The sequence below is a fragment of the Antrihabitans spumae genome (assembly GCF_043944905.1).
GTDB classification, from domain to species: domain Bacteria; phylum Actinomycetota; class Actinomycetes; order Mycobacteriales; family Mycobacteriaceae; genus Antrihabitans; species Antrihabitans spumae.
Map to the genome: position 1 here is coordinate 1 of NZ_JBIMSN010000102.1, position 21,863 is coordinate 21,863.

The following is a 21,863-nucleotide window of genomic DNA, read 5'->3' on the forward strand; positions in this document are numbered from 1 at the left end:
ACACCCCATTTTCACCCCAGCAGCGCGTCCGGAGGGCACCTTTAACTCACGAGGCGCGAAGCGCCCTCAGGTTGTTGTGGTGTCCGTCGTCGCAACGTAGATGGTGAAGACAATCGTCAAGATCAGCGTCACCACGCCGAGGGCGATGCCAGCAATGGCCATGCCCGACCGTCCGGCACCGCTCTTCGCCTTCTTCTGTCCAGCTATGCCCAGACCGATCGCCGTGAGACTCAGCGCGAAGCCGCCGATCAGCGTGAAGCAGCTGATCAAGCCGACAATGCCGCTGATCATCGACCACAACGCCAGCCCGTTGCTTGTTTCGCCCTGCTGCGGTGAATGCTGCAGCGGCGGGTAGTAGGGCTGGATCGGTTGGGATTGCGCGTGCATCGGAGTCAGCGGGACGCGCTGGTTCGGGGACGACTGATGCGCAGGCGCAGCGTGCTGGCCCTGCCCTTGGATTCGTTGCAGCGGCGCCGAGAAGTGGTTCGGCGCGGAATGCTGCGCGCGGTCGGTGATCCGGGTCGGGTCGGTCAGCGGGCGTCGCTGCGTCATCTCCTGCTGTGACCGCGCTTGCTCGGGAGGAGCAGCCGGTTTGGCCAACGATGGTCGGCGCATCGGTACTGTCAGCGCCTGCATCGCGTCTTCGGCCAGTTCGCGGCACGAGGCGTAGCGCCGGTCCGGATTCTTTTCCAGCGCTTTGGCGATGACGCCGTCGATCCCGGACGACAACGCGCGGACCGTGTCGGTCGGGCGTGGTGGCGGCGCGTTCAGGTGCGCTTTCATCACGGGAATCATCGTGGGGTACGGATACGGCTTGCTGCCGGTGAGCAGTTCGAAGAGTGTGCAGCCGAGCGCGTAGACGTCGACGCGGGCATCGACGTCGCGACCTTCCAGCTGCTCGGGTGCCGCGTAGGCCAGCGTTCCCAGGACGTCGCCGGCCGCGGTGAGACGATGCGAATCGTCAATGGACCGCGCAATGCCGAAGTCGGCGATGAGCGAGCGTTCACCCTCGTCCTCGTCGCCGGTGACCAAGATGTTGGCGGGCTTCACATCTCGGTGCAGCAACCCCTTGCGATGCGCGAAGTCGAGGCCTTTCGCGGCGTCACGGATGATCTCGATCGCACGCATCGGCTCGACGGAATCGCGGCCGCTGGTGATCAGATGCGCAGCGTCGATTCCTTCGACGTACTCCATCGCGATCCAGAGCTGACCTTCGGCGACGCCGCGATCGTAGATCGACACGATGTTCGGGTGCCGAAGCCGGGACGCTAAGTCGGCCTCACGTTCGAAGCGGCGCCGGTAGTCGAAATTTGCCGCCGGTGCGCCGGTCAAGACTTTGAGGGCATCGTGTCTCGGTAGCCGCGGATGCCGGGCCAGATACACGGACCCCATTCCGCCTGCGCCGAGCATGCGCTCGATCGTGTACCCGGCAAACACCGATCCGGGTTCCAAAGTCACCGTGCGAGGATACCGCGACGACCTACTCGTCCGCGTCGTCCGCGCCGACCGCCGGACCGCGTCGGTCCAGGTAGACGACTCCGCGATCGAGGTCGAGCGCGCCCCACTCGGTTTCCTCGCCAGTTCCCGCGTCTTCGCCGCTCTCTTTGCGAAGCTTCGACGATCCGAAGATCTCGCCGTACATACCCATGATTCACGGTAGCGCGATCAGGAGCCGATGGTCAGGCGGGATCGGCTTTCGGCTGGCGTGTGCCGGGGTTGTTCGCCCTGATGTTCTGCGCCGCGAGCGCGACCGACTTCTCGATGCGTCGTTCGCGGGTCTCCGGCCGCTTCGCAGTGACGATCCACTCGAGTATCAGCCGGCGGGCAGAGGGCGGAAGCTTCTCGAAGTTCCCGCGCGCGGCGTCGTTGGAGTCGAGGGCCTGCTGCAGATCGGCGGGAAGAGCCGACCCGTCCCCGTCGACCACGACCTCCCACGTTCCCTGCGATTTGGCCAGGTCGATCAGTGCCTGCCCAGGCTCGGCCATCAGGCCGTTCGCGATCATGTTCTCCGCGCGTTCCCGGTTGACCTTGCTCCAGGAGCTGGTCGGCTTGCGCGGGGTGAAGCGGAGCTGAGAGCTCTCCGCATCCCGCTTCTTGTGGAGCCCGTCTATCCAGCCGAAGCACAATGCATGTTCGATCGCCTCCGCGTAGCGCAGGCTGGGCGTGCCGCTGTCCTTGTGATGGATGATCAGCCAGACCTCCTTCTCCGTCTGCCCGTTGGCGGCGAGCCATCCTCGCCACTGCTCTGCGCTGCTCGCGACGATCGTTTCCATGTCAGGCCTGCGCCACGGCTGCGGTCTTCGTGGCGAGAATGTCGAGGTAGTGCTGGTTGAACATCACGCCGAGGATGTTGCCGAACGGATCGATGACCGACGCGGTGACGAAGCCGGGACCGCGTTCGGTCGGCTCGAGGTGTTCCGTCGCGCCGTGGCGGATGAGCTCAGCAAACATGGCTTCGACGTCATCGACTGCCCAGTAGGTCACGGCGCCACCCGGCTTACCGATCTCGTATCCGGCGTACCGGCTGTCGAGAATTCCGAACTCGTGCGAGTAGTCGCCGATCCGGAACTCGACGTAGGCCGGCGGACCTTCGAGCGGACGGACGAAGTACGCCTCGACGCCGAAGACCTTGGTATACCAGTCTTTTGCGGCCGCGACGTCGTCGGCGAAAAAGTTGGTTGTGGTGAGTCCTCGCAACATTTTGGGTCCTTTTCGGTTCGCTCTGGGTGTCTTGCTTTTCTGATATTTGTAATCTTTCCAGCTAAAGTGCTCATCAACTGAGCACTTTGTTGAGGAAGATTTGTTTATGCGCGCAGACCGGCTTGTAGCCACCCTCCTCCTCATGCAATCGCGTGGTCGAGTAACCGCCGCCGAAGTGGCCGAAGAACTCGAAGTGTCGGTCGCGACCGCCCGTCGCGACCTCGAAGCACTCTCGGCGGCAGGCATTCCCGTCTATCCGCAACCGGGCCGAGGCGGCGGGTGGTCGCTTGTCGGAGGTGCAAGGACCGACCTCAGCGGGTTGTCGTCGACGGAGGCGCAGGCCCTGTTCCTTCTCGTCGGCCCAGCGGCGGCGGTGTCGGGAGAGGCAAAGGCCGCGCTGCGCAAATTGGTTCGTGCGTTGCCGCAGACTTTTCGGGCGGACGCCGAGGCTGCCGCCGACGCCACCATGATCGATTCGACGCGATGGGGCGAGAACACGCGAAGGCGACCCGAGATGGTCGACCTACTGCAGGCCGCGGTCGTGCGTCGAAAGAAGGTGCAACTGACCTACAGCAACAATGCGCGGCAACAATCCGAGCGACTCGTCGATCCGTGGGGACTCGTCGACAAAGACGACATCTGGTACCTGATCGCCGGAACGGAGAAGGGCCAGCGCACTTTCCGTGTCGATCGCATCGTCACCGCCGCACAAGCCGACGAACCAGCCGAACGACCCGACGACTTCACCCTCGCGGCGGCGTGGGAGGAAGTCGTCGGCGAAATGGAGCAACGCCGATCACGGACCTGGGCGACCGTGCTCATCGACGGCCGCTATCTGCCGATACTCAACGACCACTTCGGGCGGCACTGCCACAGCGAAGGGCGCAGCGACGACGGCCGCGAGCAGGTCCGCATAGCGGCGCCGACTCCACTCGACATCGCGCGAAACCTCGCGGGCTGGGGAACTATGGTCGAAGTCCTCGACCCGCCGACCGTGCAGGCCGAACTCGCCCGCATCGGTACCGAACTCGCCGGCCGCTACGTCACCGAGACGTGAACAGCTACCAGATCTTCACGCGCTGATCGGGTTCGAGATACAACGCATCACCCGGGTTGACGTCGAACGCTTCATAGAAGCTGTCGATGTTGCGTATGACGCCGTTGCATCGGAACTCCGGCGGTGAATGCGGGTCGATCGCGAGGCGACGCAGAGCTTCCTCGTTGCGCGCCTTCGTCCGCCACACCTGCGCCCACCCGAAGTACACCCGCTGCAGACCAGTCAATCCGTCGAGCACCGGTGCGGGTTCGCCGTTGCGGGCGATCTCGTAGGCGACGAGAGCGATCGACAGACCGCCAAGATCGCCGATGTTCTCACCGATCGTGAACTCGCCGTTGACCTTGTGACCCGGCAAGGCCTTCGGCTCGAATTCGCCGTACTGCTCGATCAGCGCGGTCGTGCGCTTGCCGAACTCCGTGCGGTCGGCGTCGGTCCACCAATCGACGAGATTGCCGTCGCCGTCGTACTTCGCGCCCTGATCGTCGAACCCGTGCCCGATCTCGTGCCCGATCACCGCACCGATACCGCCGTAGTTGGCGGCATCGTCGGCGTCGGCGTCGAAGAAGGGCGGCTGCAATATCGCGGCAGGGAAGACGATCTCGTTCATGCCGGGGTTGTAGTAGGCATTGACGGTCTGCGGTGTCATGAACCACTCGTCGCGGTCGACCGGTCCGCCGAGTTTGGCCAGATCACGGTCGTATTCGGCCGCGTAGCCACGCCGGTAGTTGCCGACGAGGTCGTCCGCAGCGATTTCGAGTCCCGAGCTGTCGCGCCACTTGTCCGGGTAGCCGATCTTCGGGGTGAACTTGTCGAGCTTGGCCAAGGCGGCAGTCCGAGTCTCGGGGCTCATCCACTCGAGATCGGTGATGTTGCGCCGGTACGCCTCTCGCAGATTCTCGACGAGCTCCTGCATCCGCGCCTTCGCCGATGCCGGGAAGTGCCGCTCGACGTACAGCTTTCCGACCGTCTCGCCGAGCAGATCCTGGACGAGGGAAACGCCGCGCTTCCACCGCTCCCGATTCTCTTCGGTTCCCGTCAGAGTGCGTCCGTAGAAGTCGAAATGCTCGTCGACCAACGCCGCCGTCAGATACGGTGAGCGCGCATTCAGTACCCGCCACGTCAGCCAGGCGCGCCAATCGTCGAGCGGCTCCGAGGTCCACAGCGAGGCGAACGACCGAACGAAACTCGGCTGCCGGACCACGATCTCGGCGAACGCCTCCGACGTGGACCCGAGTCCGCTGACCCACGCGATCCAGTTGAATCCCGGACTTCCCGTGATCAGTGCGTCGAAGGTGACGAGGTTGTAGCTGAGCTCGGCATCGCGTCGTTTGACGACGTCCCAGTGCTGCGCGGCTAGTTTCGTTTCCAATTCCAGCACCCTGGCCGCGTCGAACTCGACGCCTGCCAACGCGAACATCTTCCCGATGTGCTCGACGTAGCTGGCCCGAATGCCCGCGTGCTCGTCGGAGCGGTAGTAGGACTCGTCGGGCAGGCCGATGCCGGACTGGCTGAAATGCATCAGATACCGCGTCGAATCCTTGGCGTCGGTGTCGACATAGTGGCCGACGCCGCCGCCCACACCGACTCGCTGCAGTTTCCCGAGTACCACTGCGAGAGTGTCGTGGTCGCCGGCGTCCGCGATCGCGGACAACTCGTCGGCGATCGGGTCGAGACCGGCGGCTTCGACGGCGTCGGCGGCCATGAAGCTGGCGAACAGGTCACCGATCTGCTGCGCAGGAGTACCGGGCGCGCTGTCGCTCGCCGCTGCCTCGGTGATGATGGTCTGCACGTCGACTTCGGCCTGGTCGTAGAGCTTGCGGAAAGCTCCGTCGACGGCGCGGTCGGCCGGGATCTTGTAGTCCTCCAGCCAGCGACCGTTGACGTGCGCGAACAGGTCGTCCTGCACTCGCGTGTCTGCGTCACGATGGCTCAGATCGAGACCGCAGGAGATCGAATCGGTAGCCGGGTTCTGCTGAGTTGCATCTGTCGTCACCGGTCCAGTATGCCTACCTGCCGAAGGGACGTTGATCGCGCCGAGGCAGCGGTCGGATTGCTACTATTCGCCAACACTGAGGGGGTGTCCGATGAGTGATGGGTATGGCATCAGTCCTGACCGGCTGAGGCAGATTTCATCGACCTGGCGGTCGGAGGCCGGGGAGATCGAGCGGCTGAATTGGTCAGCGTTCTCTGGTGCTGAGGGGGAGGGCAGCGCTGCTCTGGCGGCCGTTCGTGAATGCGCGGATCCTGCTGGACAGGCGGTGAAGTCGATTGCGACACGGTTTCAGACGATGGCTGGGCTCGTCGACACTTTCGCCACCAATATGGAGGCGATGGACGATCAGATCGCAGCGTCCTTGGACGCGTTGACGCCGCGCTGATGCGCCCGACAATCGACCAGTTACGCGGCTGGAATCTGCAGGGCCTGGCTACCGCGGGTACTGCAGCGCGCGACAACGCGAGATTGCTCGACGGGTCGCTGGATTCGGCGGAGAAGGCGATCGACGGCGCGGGTGACTGGTACGGCAAGACTCACGATGCGGCGACTGTGAGGACGGATCAAGAATTCGACCACGGCCGCGAGGTACGCAACGTCTTCAACCGGATCGCCGACGATGCCGAGGATGCTGCCCCGGACGTTGCAGTTCGCCAAGGACTTCGTGATCCGTGAGGTGGATCTTGCTACGGGGCAGGGGTTTACGGTGTCCCCGACCGGCGAGGTGGCACATCCCGATGCCGAGAAGGCGGAGGACGCCGACCACATAGAGCACAGCATCCAATCGGGTCTGGACGAGGTGGACCGCCTCGACACGATGTACGGCACCCCGCTGCGGGATGCGGCGGGCGACTTGGCCGCGATGAAGGAAGGCCAACCTGACGTCACAATGCCGAACGGTCAGAGGGCCGACCCGGATGAGGTTGTTGACCTACTCGGGCGAATGCCCAGCGCCGACGAGCGCGCCGCCTTCCTCGCTGGGATGAATCCCGACGACGTTCAGGCACTCGTCACGGCGAACCCCGAGGCGATGGGCAACATGAACGGCGTGCCCTTCGATACCCGGATCGACGCGAACGAGATCAATGTCCGCAATGCGTTGACCGACGAACTGCAGAAGACCGAGCCCGACCAATCCCGGGTCGATCAACTTCAGAAGATGCTGACACCGATCCCGGATCCGCTCGCGACCAGGCCGGCCGGAGCGAGCCCGACGGATTTTCTGGTCGACCGCAAGTTCGTCATGTTCTCCACCGAGGGCAACGGCCGCATGATCGAAATGGTCGGCGACATCAGGCCGGGCATCCACGGCGCTGGGGTGATCGTCCCTGGCACGAACACAAACCTCAACGGCAGCAGCTCGAACCACGACGCCGCAGTCGAATTGGCGAAACAATCCGGATCCCCGATCTTTCTTTACATGGAGGGCGATTTCCCCCAAGGTCTGGACATGGCCACCGATGCCAGCTACGCCGCGGACATGGCGCCCAAACTCGTCGATTTCGGGCACGAGATCGACCGGGCCATCGAGCACGGTGCACCAGGCACGAAGGTGACCTACATCGGCCATTCCTACGGCGGGTCCATAGTCGGATCCGCCGAACAGGAAGGGCTGAGGGCCGACCGAATCGTGCACGCGTCCTCGGCAGGTACCGGAATTCACAGCACTGAATGGCACAACCCGAACCCGAATGTCGAACGGTTCTCGATGACCGCCCCCGGGGACCCGATCGGCATATCCCAATCAACGGACCGCAACGTGAACCTGTCAGGCATCCCCGGCATCGCTGCTGCCGAACAATGGATTCCACACACCGTTGACGGCAACACCGGCAACCCCCACGGCGGGCACCCGCTCGGCGGAGATCCGGACGAGATACCGGGCGTCACCCGCCTCGACACCGGGTATTACGGCAGCGATGACAAGGGGGACGCCTACGACGCCGGTCAGATTGTGTTCGGTCCGGACGGGCACGGAAAGTACTGGGATGACCCGTCCTCTACTGCGTTCCAGAACATGGCCGGCGTCATCAGCGGCGGCGAGGTGCACGGGTACGTCGAACGCGGCATCGAAGCAAACAACGTGGATATCGACCTGGGCGACACCGGCAACTTCGAAGACGAAGCGTTCGACTTCGCGAATGCCGAAGCGGGCAAAGCGGTTTCGGGCGCCGATATCCTTCCCGGCCCGCTGCGGTTGCCCGAGTTCGGCGGATACGAAGATCCGTACGGGAATCCGACCGTGACCGACAGGCCCGAACTCGGGCCGAAGATCGACGTGAAATGAACCGCAATCAACTGTGCCTTTTCGTCATTTCCGCGGCTGTGGCCGTTGCCGCGGGCTGCGCGCCCAGCCCCACTGTCGACGAAGGACCGACGAACGAGGAGATCATGCAATCCACCGGACTCACGGTCGCAGAAGCAACCCGGGTCGCCGCCGCAAATCTCTCTGTCGCCGTCGGGGTTCCGCTGGACCCGGCGCGCGAACGTGTCGTGAAGGTCGGCTGCCGCACGGATCCCGAATCGTTGATGAGCATCGGCCCGCCCTACCGCGTTCGCCTATCGCACGAGGTCGCGGCACCCTCACCCGACGTTCTCGCCGAGGCCATGGCCCGCGTAGAGAAGCTCACTGATCGCGGCTTCGAATTACAACCACGGACGCCGAACGACCAGACCCCGGAAGATCGCACCTACCAAGATGACAAGGGCTACACCGTGATCACAAGCACCAGCGTCATGGTGCTCGGCGGCCCGGGATTGACCATCTACTCCAACTCTCCGTGCGCAGCTGAGTAGGTGGCTTCGTCACCGGTCCAACACGACTACTGGTCGACGGCGAGGTTGATCGCGCCGAGGTAGCCGTCGGCCGTTGCGGCGGTTGCGACTAGCCCGGTGGCGTCGTAGATGTTGTCGCTCGCGTTGGTCGTGCGACTGCCGACATGGCTGTTGTATGGCGTCGTCGCGTAAACCTCGTCGAGCAGTACTTCCTCGAAGTACAGCTGGCTGGTCAGGACGGTCTTGCGATCCACATGCACCTTGAGGTTAATGTGCGCTGCACGACCCGGATACCAGCCGGGGAAGATCGTGGTGAATTGCGCGATGCCGTTTGCGTCCGTCGTCTGAGCGCCACGCAGGTAGGTGCCGTCGTCGGTCGGCGTCGCTTCCTGATCACCCGAGCTGTAGCTGCCGTCGGAGGTCTCCCCACTCGCACCTGGCTGCCCGCCGCCACCGGGTGGAGGTCCGCCGCCGGGTCCACTGCTCGACCCGGATTCGAAACCGGAGTAGACGCCACCTGCATCGCAGTGCCAGATCTCGACGACGGCGTTCGCGATGCCGCCAGCACTCGGGTCCACCGCGCATTCGGCGCCGTCCTGCACACGCAGGGCGAGAACGAAGGTCGTCCCCGGCCGATCCTCGCGCAGATCGCTGCGGATCGAATCGACGTCGAACCAGTACGGTCCCTGCGTCTCCTCTTTGCTCAGCGCGCACTGCGGTGCGCGAGCGAGCAGGTCCGCTACCGTCGAACCCGCACCTGTCGGCGCGGAGGTTGCCGTCGACGTCGGGGGCGTGACAGTCGGTGACCCGGAACTGGAATCCGAAGCGCAGGCGGTCAGAACGCCGCCCAAACCCACCGCCCCTCCGAGGGTGAGTGCGCGGCGCCGGCTGATCCGTCGTCTGCTGCGTTCGATGTCGTCGTTCACGTAGTCCTCCACCGTTCAACCCGTCCCTGATCGGGAGCGTTGCCCACCAGCATTGCCGACCTCGCTATGGGCAAAACCTGCAAAGTCTGTGCGCGAGCTGTGAACTCACCGTGAGCGGCTGGTGTTCGGATCCCAGAAGTCGACGCAATCGGAGATTCGGGAACTGTTCGTTCCCGCCCGATCGAGGCAATCGGAGTAGTCGGTGCCGAATACGCTTCGGAAGGCCCCGATGTAGATGGCGATGAACACGATCCCGAAAACGAGTCCGAGTATTCCGGTCACCAGGCCGCTGATCGCCATCCCTCGTCCGTTGCCTGCTTGTTTCTTGGCCCGAGATAGACCGACGAATCCGAGTATCGCTGCTACGACGCCACCGATGATGCCGCCGACGACACTCCAGCAGGTGAGCAGCGCAATGATCCCGACGATGAGCGCGGCCAGTGCCATCCCGTTGCGCCCCTGCGGGACCTGAGATCCGTACTGTCCCGCCGGATACGGCGAGTTGTAGGCAGGGGCAGCGTACTGCGCGTTGTAGGCGGGCGGCTGGTACGGCGGTGGATACGGTGGCTGGTCCGACATGGCACTCCTTGGTCGAGAGGTCAGTCCCAGCCGGACAGACGCGCGTGCATCTCCCACACAAGCACCTCGGCGGGAAGTTCCGACACGATTCGCTGACCACCCGAATTCGTCAGGCGCACAGCATCTCCCGTGTACAGCGTACCGACGCCCTCCATCTCGACCTCACCGCGAGCCACGAAGACGTGCAAAAAGGGCGCATCGGGGAGGACTACCGGTTTTGCAGGCTGCAACTGCGTGGCGTGTAGTGCGGCGTGCTTGTTCCGGATGGCAATTGCTGCTCGATCGCGGTACACATCCATGCCGGAGGCCACGGTCACGAGGTCGCCTGAGCGGAGGTCGTCGCCGATTTCCTGCTGCTGGTAGCCGGGTGTGCTGTTCGGCTGATCCGGAACGACCCACATCTGAACGAAATGAACTGGCTCGGAATGCATCTCGCCACCGATCCGCCACGCATCGTTCTTCTCCGAGTGCAGAATGCCGGATCCGGCGCTCATTCGCTGGGCAAGTCCGGGGTAGATCACTCCGGAGTGTCCTAGCGAATCCTGGTGCACGAGACTGCCTTGCAGCACCCACGTGACGATTTCCATGTCGCGATGCGGGTGCGTGTCGAACCCTTCGCCCGGCGCGACGATGTCGTCGTTGTTGACGAGCAGCAGGCCGTGGTGCGTATTGTCCGGATCGTAGTGTTCGCCGAACGAGAACGAATGCTTCGAATCAAGCCAGGAGACACGGGTTTTCAGTCGATCGCCACCACGGTGGACGTCGATATGCGGTGTTGCGGGCGCAGCCATGCCGACCTCCTCCTGCCTACCCCCGATGGGGTAAGCCTATTAGGAGTTCGTCGAATAGGCCGCGAATTGACGGACCTCCGCGTGGTCGGGGCGCAATCGATACCAACCCCGACCAGCGCATGAGACGTCAAGTATGCATATCCTCGAGTTCCTTGCCCTTCGTTTCCTCGACCCATTTCCAGACGAACACGAACGAGAGGGCGGCGCAGATTCCGTAGAACCCGTAGGCGAAGCCCAGCGAGAAATCTTTGAGGCTCGGGAAGGAGACGGTGATCGCCCAGTTCGCCACCCACTGACCGGCTGCCGCGAACGACAGGGCCGCAGCGCGAATGCGGTTGGGGAACGATTCACCGAGCAGCACCCAGACGACGGGCCCCCAGGACATACCGAACGCGACGACGAACAGGTTGGCGGCGACGAGTGCGATCGGTCCGGCGGCACCTTCGAGGTATGGCTTGCCGTCTGCGTCCGTGGCGGCCGTTCCGAAGATGACAGCCATCGTGAGCAGCGTGACGACCATGCCCGCCGATCCGATGAGCAGCAGCGGTTTTCGGCCGAATTTGTCGATGGAGGCGATCGCTATCAACGTCGTCAGAATGTTGACGACAGCCGTGATGACGGTAATGACGAACGATCCGTCCTCACTGAACCCGACGGCCTCCCACAGCACGTTCGAGTAGTAGAAGATCACGTTGATGCCGACGAACTGCTGAAAGACGGAGAGCCCCAGGCCGACCCAGACAATCGGCAGCAGACCGCTCTTGGGTGCGCGCAGATCCTTCCACGACGGTTTGACGTCATTCTCCAACGTCTCACGGATGCGGTTGATCTTGATGTCGACGCCCTTTTCGCCGAGCAGTGCACTCAGAATCTTGCGGGCTTCTGGAATCCGATGGGTCGCAACGAGGAAGCGTGGCGATTCCGGGATGGTCAGCGATAGCAGGCCGTAGGCAAGAGCGGGGACGAACATCGCGATGAACATCCATCGCCATGCTTCGAGCCCGAGCCACAGTTCCTCGCGAGCGCCGCCGGCGAGGCTGGCAAGCAGGAAGTCGACGAGCAACGAGATGAAGATGCCCGTGACAATGGCGAGTTGTTGCAAGGACGCAAGCCGACCTCGTATTCGGGCGGGTGACACCTCGGCGATGTAAGCGGGTGCGATCACCGATGCGATGCCGACGCCGAGACCGCCGACGATTCGAAAGACGATCAACATTTCGAGGTTCACCGCGAGGCCGGTGCCGAACGCGCTCACCAGGAACAGCACGGCCGCGATCTTCATGACGAACAATCGGCCGTAGCGGTCGGCGAAGCGGCGGACGGTCAGCGCACCTGCAGCAGCGCCGAGTAGTGCCGAAGCGACCGCGAAGCCGAGGGCATCGGAGTCGACTTCGAAATAGGACTCGATCGAGGACACCGCACCGTTGATGACGGCGCTGTCGTACCCGAAAAGGAAGCCACCGAGCGCGGCGACCGACGCAATTCGGACAACTCCGCGACCTGTGTGTTCTTCGTCGTCGAAGATGGGTTCTTCGGCGATCGCACCGTGCTCACTCATGATGGGACTTCCTTCGGGAGGGCAAGAATTCCTCGAAAACACCACGACTTGGCACAGCATGCGCCGTGACACAGGTCACAGTCAATTGATCTTGGAAAGAACTTTTATTGCCTTCGAAAAGAAGCCCGGACCCCACGACATGGCGATGGGCGCTACCCGTGGGTAACGCCCAAGCCTGGTGCGCCTTACTACATCTCGCCCGAACGTCGTGATACACCCATCGACGCCCCTGGTGTCAGCCGATCGCTTCGTGAGCGGCTGGGATGGACCCGAGCCGTCCCGCCTGGAAGTCTTCGAAGGCCTGCAGGACCTCGGCCTTCGTGTTCATCACGAACGGTCCCGCCATGGCTATCGGCTCACGGATCGGCTTGCCGCCGAGTACGAAGACCTCGAGCGACTCGTTGCGCGAATCCTGCTGATCCGATGCGGAAATCGTGATCGTGTCTCCCGATCGAGCGGCGCCGAAGGTGGCGGTCTGGCCCATTCGGATCGGGCGCCGCTCGGCCCCGACTGTGCCCGCACCCGCAAGCACGTACACGATGGCGTTGAAGTCTGGATTCCATGGCAGTGTCAACGTCGCGCCGGGTGCGATGGTGCTGTGCGACAGCGCAATCGGCGTGTAGGTCGATCCTGGACCGTGCTGTCCCGCGATTTCGCCCGCGATCACACGCACCAGAGCACCGCCGTCCGGTGAGGACGCGAGCGCCACCTTGCTACCTGTGATGTCCTGGTAGCGGGGTGCCGCCATCTTGTTGTTCTTGGGCAGGTTCACCCACAGCTGTACGCCGTGGAACAGACCACCCGATGCAACCAAATGCTCTGGGGGAGTCTCGATGTGCAGAATCCCGCCGCCTGCGGTCATCCATTGGGTGTCGCCGCCTCCGATGGTTCCGCCGCCGCCGTTGGAATCTTGGTGCTCCATGATTCCGTCGATCATGTAGGTGACCGTCTCGAAGCCGCGGTGCGGATGCCACGGGGTGCCTTTCGGCTCACCGGGCGCATAGTTCACTTCGCCCATCTGGTCCATATGGATGAACGGATCGAGTGCGCGCAGGTCGATGCCCGCGAATGCCCGGCGAACCGGGAAGCCCTCGCCCTCGTACCCCGTCGGAGCGGTCGTCACCGAGACCACCGGGCGCGGACGTGTCGACACATCCGGCTCGGCGATGCGCGGGAGCGTCAAGATGTTCTCTACGGTCACGGCGGGCATGGTGGCCTCCTCGAAGAATTAGTTGAGAGTTTAACTACTATCCTTCTCAACATCCAGCACAGTGAGATATTCCCACCTCATCTCCGCCGATACCGGGAGAAGACCACACCGTTCTCGTGGACCTTCGTTTCGGTCGGTTCGAACTCGGCCGGCGTGTACTCACCCCCGACGAACATCGGGATTCCCGCACCGAGCAGCACGGGGTAGGTCTTCACGATCAATTCGTCTATCTCGGCGACAAGTGCCGAGGCGAGCGTGCCGCCGCCACAGAGCCAGATGCCGAGGCCGTCCTCGCGTTTCAAATCAGCGACAACGGCGACGGGGTCCTCCGCTGTCACCGTCACAGTTGGGTCGTCGAGCTGTAGCGATCGTGAGAAGACGATCGTCCGCAGGTGGGGGTAGGCGTTGGTGAGGCCTACGTCGAGAGCCGGCTGGAGCGTTTTGCGACCCATCAGAATCGTGTCGAATTTTGTGCCTGTCGCCTGGGCGTCGACCCCGAAATGTGGCCACACATGCTTCGGCAACGTCTCCGGATAGTCGGTTGCAATGGTCGAGATGTGGTCGCCCACGACCGTAAACGCGTCGACCGTACCGTCCGGCGCCGCGATGTATCCGTCGATCGACGTGGCGATGTAATACGTCAGCTTTCGCATGTGAACTCCTCCGATTATCCACCACAGCTGTTGTGGTTAAAGTACCACAGCTGTTGTGGTCGGTGCTAGCCTGATCCTCATGGTCGCCAACCCCGAACGACGCGCACAGCTAGCAGACGCCGGGCTGCGCGTTCTCGCCTCGGCCGGCACACGCGGGCTCACCCATCGGGCGGTCGACAGGGAAGCCGAAGCGCCCGAGGGCACCGCGGCCAACTACTTCCGCACTCGTGACGAGCTGCTCGGCGCACTGGGCGAGCGGGTTTTCGAACGGATCGCGCCGGACCCGGAACGACTCGAACAACTCGCCGCACGCACGCCGGGAATCGAACTCGCAACCGACTACGTCCGCTACATCGTCGAACGGACGGCCGCCGCTCCCGACCTGATGCGCGCGTTGTTCGAGCTGCGCATCGAGGCAACACGTCGACCCGGGCTTGCACAGATACTTCGCGCGACGTTGACATCGGGCTATCGCGGCGACGTCGACTACAACGCGCAAGCGGGACTGCCGGGCGGCGCGAAGGAGATCGCGATGCTGCACTACGCACTCGACGGACTGCTGTTCGACCAGCTCACAACATCGATCGATGCGGGACTTCCACTCGACGAAGTAGTGACCGAACTGGTCCACCGGATACTCGGCCCTGCCACAACAAGCGGACCCTCGTAGAGTCGAAGAATGGAACCACCCGAGGTCCGGCTCGAGAATTACGAAGCCGTGTACGACTACTACCTCGCACACAAGCAGAACGTGCTGAAGGCGAAGCTGTCCTACGCGATCTTGGGCTTCAAGTACCGTCCGCGCATCTCCTATCGCGCCGGTGCGAAGAAGGCGTTGCAGGATTTGGTCCGTTCCGATAGGCGCATCATTCTGGCGGTCAATCACCTGAGCACAACGGATCCGTACACCGTCGCGGCAATGGCTGCGCGGAGCCCGATCCGTCCGACCATCGGTCACTCCCGCGTCCTCGCCAAAGACGAACTGTTCCTCGACGAGGAACGCCGCGCCAAGGTCGAGATGATGGGTGGGCTACCGGTATTCCGGGGCAAAAACCACGGGATTCGTGCGGTCAACGCAGCAGGGCAACGAATGATGGATGTCTGCGCCGAAAGAATGGCGATGGGCGACAACATCGCAGTCTTCCCCGAGGGCACCTGCAACGAAACCGACCCGACCAAGGTGCAGTCGGTCGGCAGCGGCATCGGCCACATCACCAGCCGCGCACAGAAACTAGGCATCGAACCGGCGATGGTCTACGTCGGGCTCAGCTACGGACCCACACAGGAGTCCTACAAATCGGCCAGCTTCTTCATCGACACACCCGAGACCGACCTACCGGCCCGTCCTGGCGAAATCACGCGTCACGTCGTCAAGGGCATGCAGGCAGCGCTCGACGAGGCGGTCGCGCGGTATTAGGCGGCTACTCCGCTCGTGCGTCCTTTCGGAGGTTCCGCCCGCCGAAAGTGCTCACGAGGTCGGCAGGCCCAGCCGCTCCCGCGCCCACTCGGGGACGAGGTCGAGGTACTCGGGATTCTTCGAGATGTACTTGTTCACGAAGGGGCAGAACGGCAGCACGCCGAGCCCCTCCTCGCGCGTTGCGTCGAGTGCGAACTTGATCAGAATTTTCGCCAGACCCTGTCCCTCGAATTGCGGATAGACCTCTGTGTGCGTGAAAGCCCGGTTCGCAGCGGCACTTTCGTACGCGGCAAGCCCGGCTATCTGATTGCCGACGTGGATCTCGAAGCGATTGAGGTCGACGTTCTTCTCGACGCGGGTCTCCATGGCGGCGACATTACTCGCCGGCCAGCGCCAGGCCGCGGACCCGCAGACGAGAACCTGTTCTATATTCGAGGGTATGTACGAATGGTCGGACACCGACATCATGTTTCGCGACGCTCTACGGGGTTTCATCACCAAGGAGATCCGCCCGTACGTCGACGATCTCGAGAGCGGCAAGCTCCCGCCGTTCGACATCATCCGAAAGTTGTTCAAGACCTTCGGCATCGACGCGATGGCGAAAGAGTCGCTCGACAAATCGCTCGCCCGTGAAGAATCCGGGGACGCCGCTAAACCAGGTTCGGAGAGTGTGTTCAGCGGCGCGGGCAGCATGGGCGTCGTACTCAACAGCGAACTTGCCGGGGTCAGCCTCGGCCTGGTCGCATCGCTCGGGGTAAGCCTCGGTCTTGCCGCGGGGACGATCCGCAGCCGCGGCACGCTCGCACAGAAGAAGCGGTGGCTACCCGAGCTCGTCACCTTCGACAAGGTCGGCGCCTGGGCCATCACCGAACCCGATTCCGGCTCGGATGCGTTCGGCGGCATGAAGACCTACGTCAAGCGCGACGGCGAAGACTACCTGCTCAACGGGCAGAAGACGTTCATCACCAACGGTCCGTATGCCGACGTCATCATCGTCTACGCCAAGCTCGACGACGGCGACTCGACGGTCGACCGTCGCGACCGCAAGGTGCTTGCCTTCGTTCTCGACAAAGGTATGGAAGGCCTGACGCAGGGCGCGCCGTTCAAGAAGATGGGCATGAACTCCTCGCCGACGGGCGAGCTGTTCTTCGACAACGTCCGCCTCACCCCCGACCGCCTGCTCGGCGAATCCGAAACAGCCGCATCGGGTGACGGCAAGGAAAGCGCGCGGGAGAACTTCTCGGCCGAGCGGATCGGCATCGCGTCGCTGTCTCTCGGCATCATCAACGAATGCCATCGCCTCAGCCTCGACTACGCGAAGAGCCGCACCCTCTGGGGTCAGGAGATCGGAAAGTTCCAGCTGATCCAGCTCAAGCTCGCCGAGATGGAGGTCGCGCGGATCAACGTGCAGAACATGGTGTTCTCGGCAGTCGAGCGCATGGCCGCGGGCAAGAAGGTCTCGCTGTCGGAGGCCTCGGCGATGAAGTTGTATTCCTCGCGAGCGGCCACGGAAGTTGCCATGGAAGCAGTGCAACTGTTCGGCGGCAACGGCTACATGACCGAGTACCGCGTCGAGCAGCTGGCGCGAGATGCGAAGTCGCTGATGATCTACGCAGGCAGCAACGAAGTACAGGTCACCCACATAGCGAAAGGTTTGTTGGGCCGCTCCTCGAGTTGAGGGTCCGCGTTCGCCCACGCACAATGACGGGGCCCGCTGCCATATCTGCGGAACGCTGAGAAGAGCGAGGCCCCATGCGCGTCGTCGTCGCACCTGACAAGTTCAAAGGATCGCTGACCGCCGCCGACGTCGCGGACGCACTCGCGTCTGGCATTCTCGACGCAAAGCCGGAGTGGACCGTGCAGCGCGTGCCGATTGCCGACGGAGGCGACGGCACCGTCGCAGCTGCCGTCGCAGCCGGTTGGGAGGCGGTATCAGTTGCGACCGAAGGGCCGACCGGCACGCCGGTGGTTGCGACCTATGCACGACGCGGGTCCACGGCGGTCGTCGAGCTGGCCGCTGCGGTCGGACTGGTTCTGCTGCCGAACGGCCGCGCAGAACCGTTGACGGCCAGCACATTCGGGCTTGGCCTCGTCATGAAGGATGCGCTCGAGCGCGGGGCGCGCGAGATCGTCATCGGCCTCGGCGGCAGCGCCTCGACCGACGGCGGTGCCGGGATGATGCAGGCGCTCGGCGCTCGAATTCTCAACGCCGACGGATCCGAGGTAGAGCGTGGCGGCGCGGCGTTGGCGGGTGCCGCTCGCATCGACCTGTCGGGACTCGTCCCCGCGGCTGCGGCCGCGACGTTCGTCCTCGCGTGTGACGTCGATAATCCACTGCTCGGCGAGAACGGGGCGACCGCCGTCTATGCACCGCAGAAGGGTGCGGATGCCGCGGACCTCGTCGAATTGGAGGCTGCTCTGGCGCAATGGGCTTCGACCGCAGCTGCTGCGATCGGTCGCGATGTCAGCACCGAACCCGGCGCAGGCGCCGCGGGCGGAACGGGTTTCGGAGCCATGGCTTTCCTCGGTGCGCGACAGCGTCCCGGGATCGACATCGTCCTCGAGTTGGTCGGGTTCGACGCGGTTCTCGTCGACGCCGACCTCGTCGTCACCGGCGAGGGTTCACTCGACGAGCAGAGCCTGGCGGGCAAGGCTCCGATCGGTGTCGCGGCGCGGGCGCAAGCCGTCGGCGTTCCGGTCGTCGCGGTCGCGGGTCGTAGCGTGCTCAGCAACGAGCAGCTCCGGGCAGCCGGTTTCGCCAGGGTCTACACCCTGTCCGACGTCGAGCCAGTCCTGGAGCGGTCGATCGCGAATGCTGCCGAACTGCTAGAAGGAGTGGGTCGGCGGATTACGGAACAGTTCTGACGGCAGCCGCGCGGACCATCGACCAAAGCTCAGGACCGTTGCCGGGAAGCGAAAAGCTCTCGGTCACAACGAATCCGAACTTTTCGTAATAGGCAATGTTTTCGCGGCGGGTGCAGACCAGATACGCCGAAAGCTCGTTGGCATCGCAGTCGGCCAGCCGACTGTCCAGTAATGCTCTGCCGTAGCCAGCCCCTCGAACGGCAGACGCCGTGCCGATGTTCGACAGATACCAGTGTGGCGGATGCCGCGGATGCCGCTCTTCGAGAGTGCCCCGAACTCGCAACGCGGCAAAAACTCTCGTCCGGAGAGCCAGAAGTTGGCCGGGCGCAGCGCGAATGGCGGACGTCGTCGATTGCTCCCACCGGTTCGGCGGATCCCAGATCGCCACGCCTGCGATCCTTCCGCCTGCGTCGCACACCACCTGAACTCCGCCTCCCGCCGAGTGCACATGGCGCAGCGAGACCTCGAAATATCTTGGCAGGGAGGCGATCCGCGCTTCGCGATCCGGCCAGATGTAGGCCATCAACGGATCGTCGGCGAAGGCATCGGCAAGAACGCGGGCCGCGGCACGAACGTCACTGCGTGCCGATGTACGAACGATCGGTTCGGGTTGCATAGACATTCATTGTCGCCTGTTCGGCTACAGCTAGGGTGACAACCACGCTGAGCTGCAGGGGGAGACATGACCGACAAGGGCTGGTTCGTCGTGGACGTGCTGGAGGGCGACCCTAGGTTGGTCGGCAGGGACGGGCAGGCGAAAGCACGGACGTCCCTCGAACGAGCGCTCAAGGAACGTGTCGGCGGTCGGCTCTCGGATGCTGTCCAGCGGTGGGTCCTTGGCGAGATCGAACTCGTCCGGACCACGAAGATCCGGTACGACACGACGCGAGAACTCATGCCAGGCCAATCGACACGGCTGATACTCGAGCCGATCATCGGACCTACGGAGGTCCACGGGGTCCAGCTGTGGATCGGCCCCTCGACTTCGGAGCCGCAGACCTCGCCGGCCACGGCCCTTGCCTTCGACTGGGATTCCACACTGCGGTTGGTCGAGCTTCCTGCAACACTGCCCGATCTGTTTTCTGCGGACGTCGTCGCGTCCGACCGGCGAACCTTCACCGCTCCCGAAGCTCTTCGATATATGAGTGTCGACGACGGCCTCGGCATGATCAGTCGAGTGCTCGAACCGCATGCCGGATCGACCTGGAACGGGCTTGCCAGAGTCCGGGGCTCTGCAGGCAGGACCGGTGTCGCGCACCTCGTGCTTGCCGCGCAACAGGACAACCAGGTGTGGCGAGGGTTGCTGCACGACGTTTCTGCGAACAGCCCGTTGCCACGATCGTTGGAGTCTGCGGCGCTGGCGGCGATGTCGCAGGTAGCTCTGAGTACCCACATAGTGCTGATGGATTTGAGTCGGATGCGGCTGATTCAGGATCACCGATCCGCCGACGGGTATCCAGTGGAAAGGCATGGTCGACAATCGCGACGCGCCGCATCCCGACGATGTGAAGCGCATCTTCGAAGCGGTGGCTGAGGTGTTCACCGGCAAGACCGATCGAGCCGAAGTTGCCAACATCCGCCTGCGCAGATTCGGCGGCGGGTGGACCGTCGTCAACGGTTCGGGTGCCGTGATCCGTCACGAGGGCGGACCGCAACTCGGCCTCATCGAGATGAAGGTCATCGGCGAATCGGACGAACCGGATCCCGTTCCCGCAACCGATCCTGGACACCCAGGTTTGACGGTCGACCCCGGCCGAACCCGCGGAAATACCGACTGACACAGCAGTCCTGCGGTGCGCTGCAGGTTGCGGCACCACTGGAGAGGTCATAGGATCGGCCAGCGTCCTTTGGGACGATCCCTGGCTCGAGTCTGAAGACGGTGCCGGACGAACTGATGAAGTGCGTCTATTCGACGTACTTTCCGACCGTTCTTCCGAGCTGGGATGCAAATAGTTGAGCCACACGAGCATTTATCCGACCGCAGCGGGCGTCCCGTGAGCGGCGGCGACGTGTGTGCCGACAAATCGGTGGAGGTTAATTGATGCAAGCTGCTCGCTTGTCCAAGATGAGGGGGACAGCCACCGGTTAGAACGATCTCCCGTCCGTTCGCCGCGGGCGGGAGGTCGTGCAACACCGGAGCCAGACCTACACAAACCTGGTATTCCGTTTCGGTGCGGTGTGCTCGTAGCGTTGGCTCCGTGAGCGTCGACTCTGTTCAGCGTGCAACGGAGAAGGTCGCGCGGCTGTGCACCCAACCGCGGGATCTCGTCACGCTGTGGAACGAGGTGACCGAGGTCGTCGGCAGCGTGGTCCCCTTCTTCCAGACACCGTGCTGGTACACCGTCGACCCGGCGTCGTTGCTGATGACAAGCCACTTTCATGTCGGTCTACCCGAATTCTCCGGCGAGTGGCTGGCGGCCGAGTACTACGAGGACGATGCTCAGTCGGTCCCCGATGTCATTCGATCGTCGACGGGCATCTCGACCCTCCACGAGGCAACCGACGGCGATCCGTCCAGCAGTCCACGATGGCGACGCAACATGTCGATGGGCGGCGATCAGGAATTGATCGCACGGCTGCGCACTCGAACCGGCGAGGTGTGGGGTGCTCTCGGTCTCTATCGGGACGCGGACAAGCCGATGTTCACCGAGCTGGAGAAATCGTTCATCGCGGCGGTGGCGCCGAGCCTCGCCGATGGCGCTCGCCGCGCGCTGCTGTTCGGCCAAGCTGCGGAACCCGAATACGTGGATTCGCCGGGTTTGCTTGTGTTGAACGAGAATTGGGACATCGAGTCCGTGACGCCAGGGGTGGCGCACTGGCTGGCAGAGCTACCGGACGGCGATTGGGATCGTGGCGAATTGCCCTCTGCGGTAACGACACTCGCTGGAAGGACCTTGCGTTCGGCCGAAGATCGCAGCCGACCCGGCGACGTGGCGGTGTCGCGCATACGGTCGCGTTCCGGCAGGTGGCTCGTGTTGCACGGCGCCTGCCTCACCTCGACAGGCCAGCGGCGGATCGCCGTGATAGTCGAACCGGCGCATCCGAGCCGAATCAATCCACTGCTGATGTCGGCATATGGACTCACCGAGCGGGAGAAGGACGTCACCCGCCTGGTTTTGCAAGGCGCATCGACGACGCAGATTTCGACCGACCTGGTCGTCTCCGTGCACACCGTGCAGCAGCACCTGAAGAGCATCTTCGACAAGACGGGGGTCCGTAGTCGACGCGACCTGGTGGGGAAGATCTTCTTCAACCACTACGAGCCACGGTTTCGTGACAACGAGAAGCGAGTGCTGGCGAACAAGGCGGTTCGCGGCGGTCCGTGGAATGCAGACTAGA

At 63.5% G+C, this 21,863-nt stretch carries 23 protein-coding genes and 1 pseudogene; 11 read left to right on the plus strand and 13 right to left on the minus strand.

Going from position 1 to position 21,863, the window contains the following annotated elements; translation table 11 throughout:
* Positions 1-66: 66 nt before the first annotated feature.
* From ACHIRB_RS21685 to ACHIRB_RS21700, 4 genes are read right to left on the minus strand one after another with little or no spacing between them, the layout of a single operon-like run.
* A complete protein-coding gene (locus ACHIRB_RS21685) occupies positions 67-1,458 on the minus strand; it encodes a protein kinase domain-containing protein (protein WP_395117702.1) in 1,392 nt (463 codons plus the stop codon).
* A 22-nt stretch (positions 1,459-1,480) separates the two neighbouring features.
* Entirely contained in the window at positions 1,481-1,648 is a 168-nt protein-coding gene (locus tag ACHIRB_RS21690; RefSeq protein ID WP_395117704.1) for a hypothetical protein, read from the minus strand.
* Between the two features lie 31 nt (positions 1,649-1,679).
* Complete coding sequence (locus ACHIRB_RS21695; protein WP_395117706.1) at positions 1,680-2,273, minus strand: YdeI/OmpD-associated family protein; 594 nt, start codon at positions 2,271-2,273, stop codon at positions 1,680-1,682.
* Between the two features lies 1 nt (position 2,274).
* A complete protein-coding gene (locus ACHIRB_RS21700) occupies positions 2,275-2,700 on the minus strand; it encodes a VOC family protein (protein WP_395117708.1) in 426 nt (141 codons plus the stop codon).
* 106 nt (positions 2,701-2,806) lie between these two features.
* Here ACHIRB_RS21700 and ACHIRB_RS21705 point away from each other — a divergent pair, with 106 nt between their 5' ends.
* Positions 2,807-3,757, plus strand: a complete 951-nt coding sequence (locus ACHIRB_RS21705) for a helix-turn-helix transcriptional regulator (RefSeq protein ID WP_395125614.1) — start codon at positions 2,807-2,809, stop codon at positions 3,755-3,757.
* Between the two features lie 4 nt (positions 3,758-3,761).
* On the opposite strand, the gene ACHIRB_RS21710 is transcribed toward ACHIRB_RS21705, so the two are convergent.
* Positions 3,762-5,750: a M13 family metallopeptidase gene (locus ACHIRB_RS21710; protein WP_395125615.1), complete on the minus strand. Its 1,989-nt coding sequence runs from the start codon at positions 5,748-5,750 to the stop codon at positions 3,762-3,764.
* 91 nt (positions 5,751-5,841) lie between these two features.
* Here ACHIRB_RS21710 and ACHIRB_RS21715 point away from each other — a divergent pair, with 91 nt between their 5' ends.
* The 3 genes and pseudogenes from ACHIRB_RS21715 to ACHIRB_RS21725 all read left to right on the plus strand — a co-directional run bounded on the left by ACHIRB_RS21715 (position 5,842) and on the right by ACHIRB_RS21725 (position 8,546).
* Positions 5,842-6,135, plus strand: coding sequence for a hypothetical protein (locus ACHIRB_RS21715; RefSeq protein WP_395125616.1), 294 nt, complete (start codon positions 5,842-5,844; stop codon positions 6,133-6,135).
* Positions 6,135-8,037: pseudogene (locus ACHIRB_RS21720) on the plus strand (alpha/beta hydrolase). The gene ACHIRB_RS21715 and the pseudogene ACHIRB_RS21720 overlap by 1 nt, the downstream one beginning before the upstream one ends.
* Complete coding sequence (locus ACHIRB_RS21725; RefSeq protein WP_395117716.1) at positions 8,034-8,546, plus strand: hypothetical protein; 513 nt, start codon at positions 8,034-8,036, stop codon at positions 8,544-8,546. Before ACHIRB_RS21720 ends, ACHIRB_RS21725 begins: the two are co-directional and overlap by 4 nt.
* 26 nt (positions 8,547-8,572) lie before the next feature.
* Here the strand turns inward: ACHIRB_RS21725 and ACHIRB_RS21730 are convergent, their stop codons facing one another.
* The 6 genes from ACHIRB_RS21730 to ACHIRB_RS21755 all read right to left on the minus strand — a co-directional run bounded on the left by ACHIRB_RS21730 (position 8,573) and on the right by ACHIRB_RS21755 (position 14,242).
* Positions 8,573-9,451, minus strand: coding sequence for an intradiol ring-cleavage dioxygenase (locus ACHIRB_RS21730; protein ID WP_395125617.1), 879 nt, complete (start codon positions 9,449-9,451; stop codon positions 8,573-8,575).
* A 105-nt stretch (positions 9,452-9,556) separates the two neighbouring features.
* A complete protein-coding gene (locus tag ACHIRB_RS21735) occupies positions 9,557-10,030 on the minus strand; it encodes a DUF4190 domain-containing protein (protein ID WP_395125618.1) in 474 nt (157 codons plus the stop codon).
* 20 nt (positions 10,031-10,050) lie between these two features.
* Positions 10,051-10,821 (minus strand): pirin family protein, encoded by a 771-nt coding sequence (locus tag ACHIRB_RS21740; RefSeq protein ID WP_395125619.1) that lies wholly within the window; start codon positions 10,819-10,821, stop codon positions 10,051-10,053.
* Between the two features lie 127 nt (positions 10,822-10,948).
* On the minus strand, positions 10,949-12,379 hold the full coding sequence (locus ACHIRB_RS21745; RefSeq protein ID WP_199708254.1) for a sugar porter family MFS transporter: 1,431 nt from the start codon (positions 12,377-12,379) through the stop codon (positions 10,949-10,951).
* Positions 12,380-12,614: 235 nt separating this feature from the next.
* The gene (locus tag ACHIRB_RS21750) at positions 12,615-13,589 is read right to left on the minus strand and encodes a pirin family protein (RefSeq protein WP_199708253.1); all 975 of its coding nucleotides are present in this window, start codon (positions 13,587-13,589) and stop codon (positions 12,615-12,617) included.
* A gap of 77 nt (positions 13,590-13,666) precedes the next feature.
* The gene (locus tag ACHIRB_RS21755) at positions 13,667-14,242 is read right to left on the minus strand and encodes a dihydrofolate reductase family protein (RefSeq protein ID WP_395117724.1); all 576 of its coding nucleotides are present in this window, start codon (positions 14,240-14,242) and stop codon (positions 13,667-13,669) included.
* Between the two features lie 79 nt (positions 14,243-14,321).
* Here ACHIRB_RS21755 and ACHIRB_RS21760 point away from each other — a divergent pair, with 79 nt between their 5' ends.
* Together ACHIRB_RS21760 and ACHIRB_RS21765 are read left to right on the plus strand one after the other, a co-directional pair.
* Positions 14,322-14,912: a TetR/AcrR family transcriptional regulator gene (locus ACHIRB_RS21760; RefSeq protein ID WP_395125620.1), complete on the plus strand. Its 591-nt coding sequence runs from the start codon at positions 14,322-14,324 to the stop codon at positions 14,910-14,912.
* 9 nt (positions 14,913-14,921) lie between these two features.
* Positions 14,922-15,659: a lysophospholipid acyltransferase family protein gene (locus tag ACHIRB_RS21765; protein WP_199708249.1), complete on the plus strand. Its 738-nt coding sequence runs from the start codon at positions 14,922-14,924 to the stop codon at positions 15,657-15,659.
* 51 nt (positions 15,660-15,710) lie between these two features.
* Here ACHIRB_RS21765 and ACHIRB_RS21770 read toward each other — a convergent pair whose 3' ends face one another.
* Complete coding sequence (locus ACHIRB_RS21770) at positions 15,711-16,025, minus strand: GNAT family N-acetyltransferase (RefSeq protein ID WP_395117728.1); 315 nt, start codon at positions 16,023-16,025, stop codon at positions 15,711-15,713.
* Positions 16,026-16,098: 73 nt separating this feature from the next.
* On the opposite strand from ACHIRB_RS21770, the gene ACHIRB_RS21775 reads away from it, so the two are divergent.
* Both ACHIRB_RS21775 and ACHIRB_RS21780 read left to right on the plus strand, forming a co-directional pair.
* Entirely contained in the window at positions 16,099-17,337 is a 1,239-nt protein-coding gene (locus ACHIRB_RS21775) for an acyl-CoA dehydrogenase family protein (protein WP_395125621.1), read from the plus strand.
* A 74-nt stretch (positions 17,338-17,411) separates the two neighbouring features.
* Positions 17,412-18,524 carry a glycerate kinase gene (locus tag ACHIRB_RS21780; RefSeq protein ID WP_395125622.1) on the plus strand — a complete coding sequence of 371 codons (1,113 nt, stop codon included), beginning with the start codon at positions 17,412-17,414 and terminating at the stop codon, positions 18,522-18,524.
* Here the strand turns inward: ACHIRB_RS21780 and ACHIRB_RS21785 are convergent.
* The gene (locus ACHIRB_RS21785; RefSeq protein WP_395117734.1) at positions 18,508-19,146 is read right to left on the minus strand and encodes a GNAT family N-acetyltransferase; all 639 of its coding nucleotides are present in this window, start codon (positions 19,144-19,146) and stop codon (positions 18,508-18,510) included. The two genes, ACHIRB_RS21780 and ACHIRB_RS21785, sit on opposite strands and share 17 nt — an antisense overlap.
* 60 nt (positions 19,147-19,206) lie before the next feature.
* Here ACHIRB_RS21785 and ACHIRB_RS21790 point away from each other — a divergent pair, with 60 nt between their 5' ends.
* The 3 genes from ACHIRB_RS21790 (at position 19,207) to ACHIRB_RS21800 (ending at position 21,862) form a co-directional block, all read left to right on the plus strand.
* Positions 19,207-20,058 carry a GAF domain-containing protein gene (locus ACHIRB_RS21790; protein WP_395117736.1) on the plus strand — a complete coding sequence of 284 codons (852 nt, stop codon included), beginning with the start codon at positions 19,207-19,209 and terminating at the stop codon, positions 20,056-20,058.
* Complete coding sequence (locus ACHIRB_RS21795; RefSeq protein WP_395117738.1) at positions 20,051-20,302, plus strand: hypothetical protein; 252 nt, start codon at positions 20,051-20,053, stop codon at positions 20,300-20,302. The genes ACHIRB_RS21790 and ACHIRB_RS21795 overlap by 8 nt, the downstream gene beginning before the upstream one ends.
* Before the next feature lie 420 nt (positions 20,303-20,722).
* Positions 20,723-21,862 carry a helix-turn-helix transcriptional regulator gene (locus ACHIRB_RS21800; protein ID WP_395117740.1) on the plus strand — a complete coding sequence of 380 codons (1,140 nt, stop codon included), beginning with the start codon at positions 20,723-20,725 and terminating at the stop codon, positions 21,860-21,862.
* Position 21,863 lies beyond the last annotated feature (1 nt).

Excerpts from the sequence above, each read along its gene's own strand:
- ACHIRB_RS21745 (WP_199708254.1), bottom strand. The coding sequence starts at position 12,379 with ATGAGTGAGCACGGTGCGATCGCCGAAGAACCCATCTTCGACGACGAA.
- ACHIRB_RS21785 (WP_395117734.1), bottom strand. The coding sequence starts at position 19,146 with ATGTCTATGCAACCCGAACCGATCGTTCGTACATCGGCACGCAGTGAC.
- ACHIRB_RS21735 (WP_395125618.1), bottom strand. The coding sequence starts at position 10,030 with ATGTCGGACCAGCCACCGTATCCACCGCCGTACCAGCCGCCCGCCTAC.
- ACHIRB_RS21790 (WP_395117736.1), top strand. The coding sequence starts at position 19,207 with ATGACCGACAAGGGCTGGTTCGTCGTGGACGTGCTGGAGGGCGACCCT.
- ACHIRB_RS21725 (WP_395117716.1), top strand. The coding sequence starts at position 8,034 with ATGAACCGCAATCAACTGTGCCTTTTCGTCATTTCCGCGGCTGTGGCC.
- ACHIRB_RS21770 (WP_395117728.1), bottom strand. The coding sequence starts at position 16,025 with ATGGAGACCCGCGTCGAGAAGAACGTCGACCTCAATCGCTTCGAGATC.
- ACHIRB_RS21755 (WP_395117724.1), bottom strand. The coding sequence starts at position 14,242 with ATGCGAAAGCTGACGTATTACATCGCCACGTCGATCGACGGATACATC.
- ACHIRB_RS21705 (WP_395125614.1), top strand. The coding sequence starts at position 2,807 with ATGCGCGCAGACCGGCTTGTAGCCACCCTCCTCCTCATGCAATCGCGT.
- ACHIRB_RS21740 (WP_395125619.1), bottom strand. The coding sequence starts at position 10,821 with ATGGCTGCGCCCGCAACACCGCATATCGACGTCCACCGTGGTGGCGAT.
- ACHIRB_RS21700 (WP_395117708.1), bottom strand. The coding sequence starts at position 2,700 with ATGTTGCGAGGACTCACCACAACCAACTTTTTCGCCGACGACGTCGCG.
- ACHIRB_RS21780 (WP_395125622.1), top strand. The coding sequence starts at position 17,412 with ATGCGCGTCGTCGTCGCACCTGACAAGTTCAAAGGATCGCTGACCGCC.
- ACHIRB_RS21760 (WP_395125620.1), top strand. The coding sequence starts at position 14,322 with ATGGTCGCCAACCCCGAACGACGCGCACAGCTAGCAGACGCCGGGCTG.
- ACHIRB_RS21695 (WP_395117706.1), bottom strand. The coding sequence starts at position 2,273 with ATGGAAACGATCGTCGCGAGCAGCGCAGAGCAGTGGCGAGGATGGCTC.
- ACHIRB_RS21690 (WP_395117704.1), bottom strand. The coding sequence starts at position 1,648 with ATGGGTATGTACGGCGAGATCTTCGGATCGTCGAAGCTTCGCAAAGAG.
- ACHIRB_RS21775 (WP_395125621.1), top strand. The coding sequence starts at position 16,099 with ATGTACGAATGGTCGGACACCGACATCATGTTTCGCGACGCTCTACGG.
- ACHIRB_RS21765 (WP_199708249.1), top strand. The coding sequence starts at position 14,922 with ATGGAACCACCCGAGGTCCGGCTCGAGAATTACGAAGCCGTGTACGAC.
- ACHIRB_RS21715 (WP_395125616.1), top strand. The coding sequence starts at position 5,842 with ATGAGTGATGGGTATGGCATCAGTCCTGACCGGCTGAGGCAGATTTCA.
- ACHIRB_RS21750 (WP_199708253.1), bottom strand. The coding sequence starts at position 13,589 with ATGCCCGCCGTGACCGTAGAGAACATCTTGACGCTCCCGCGCATCGCC.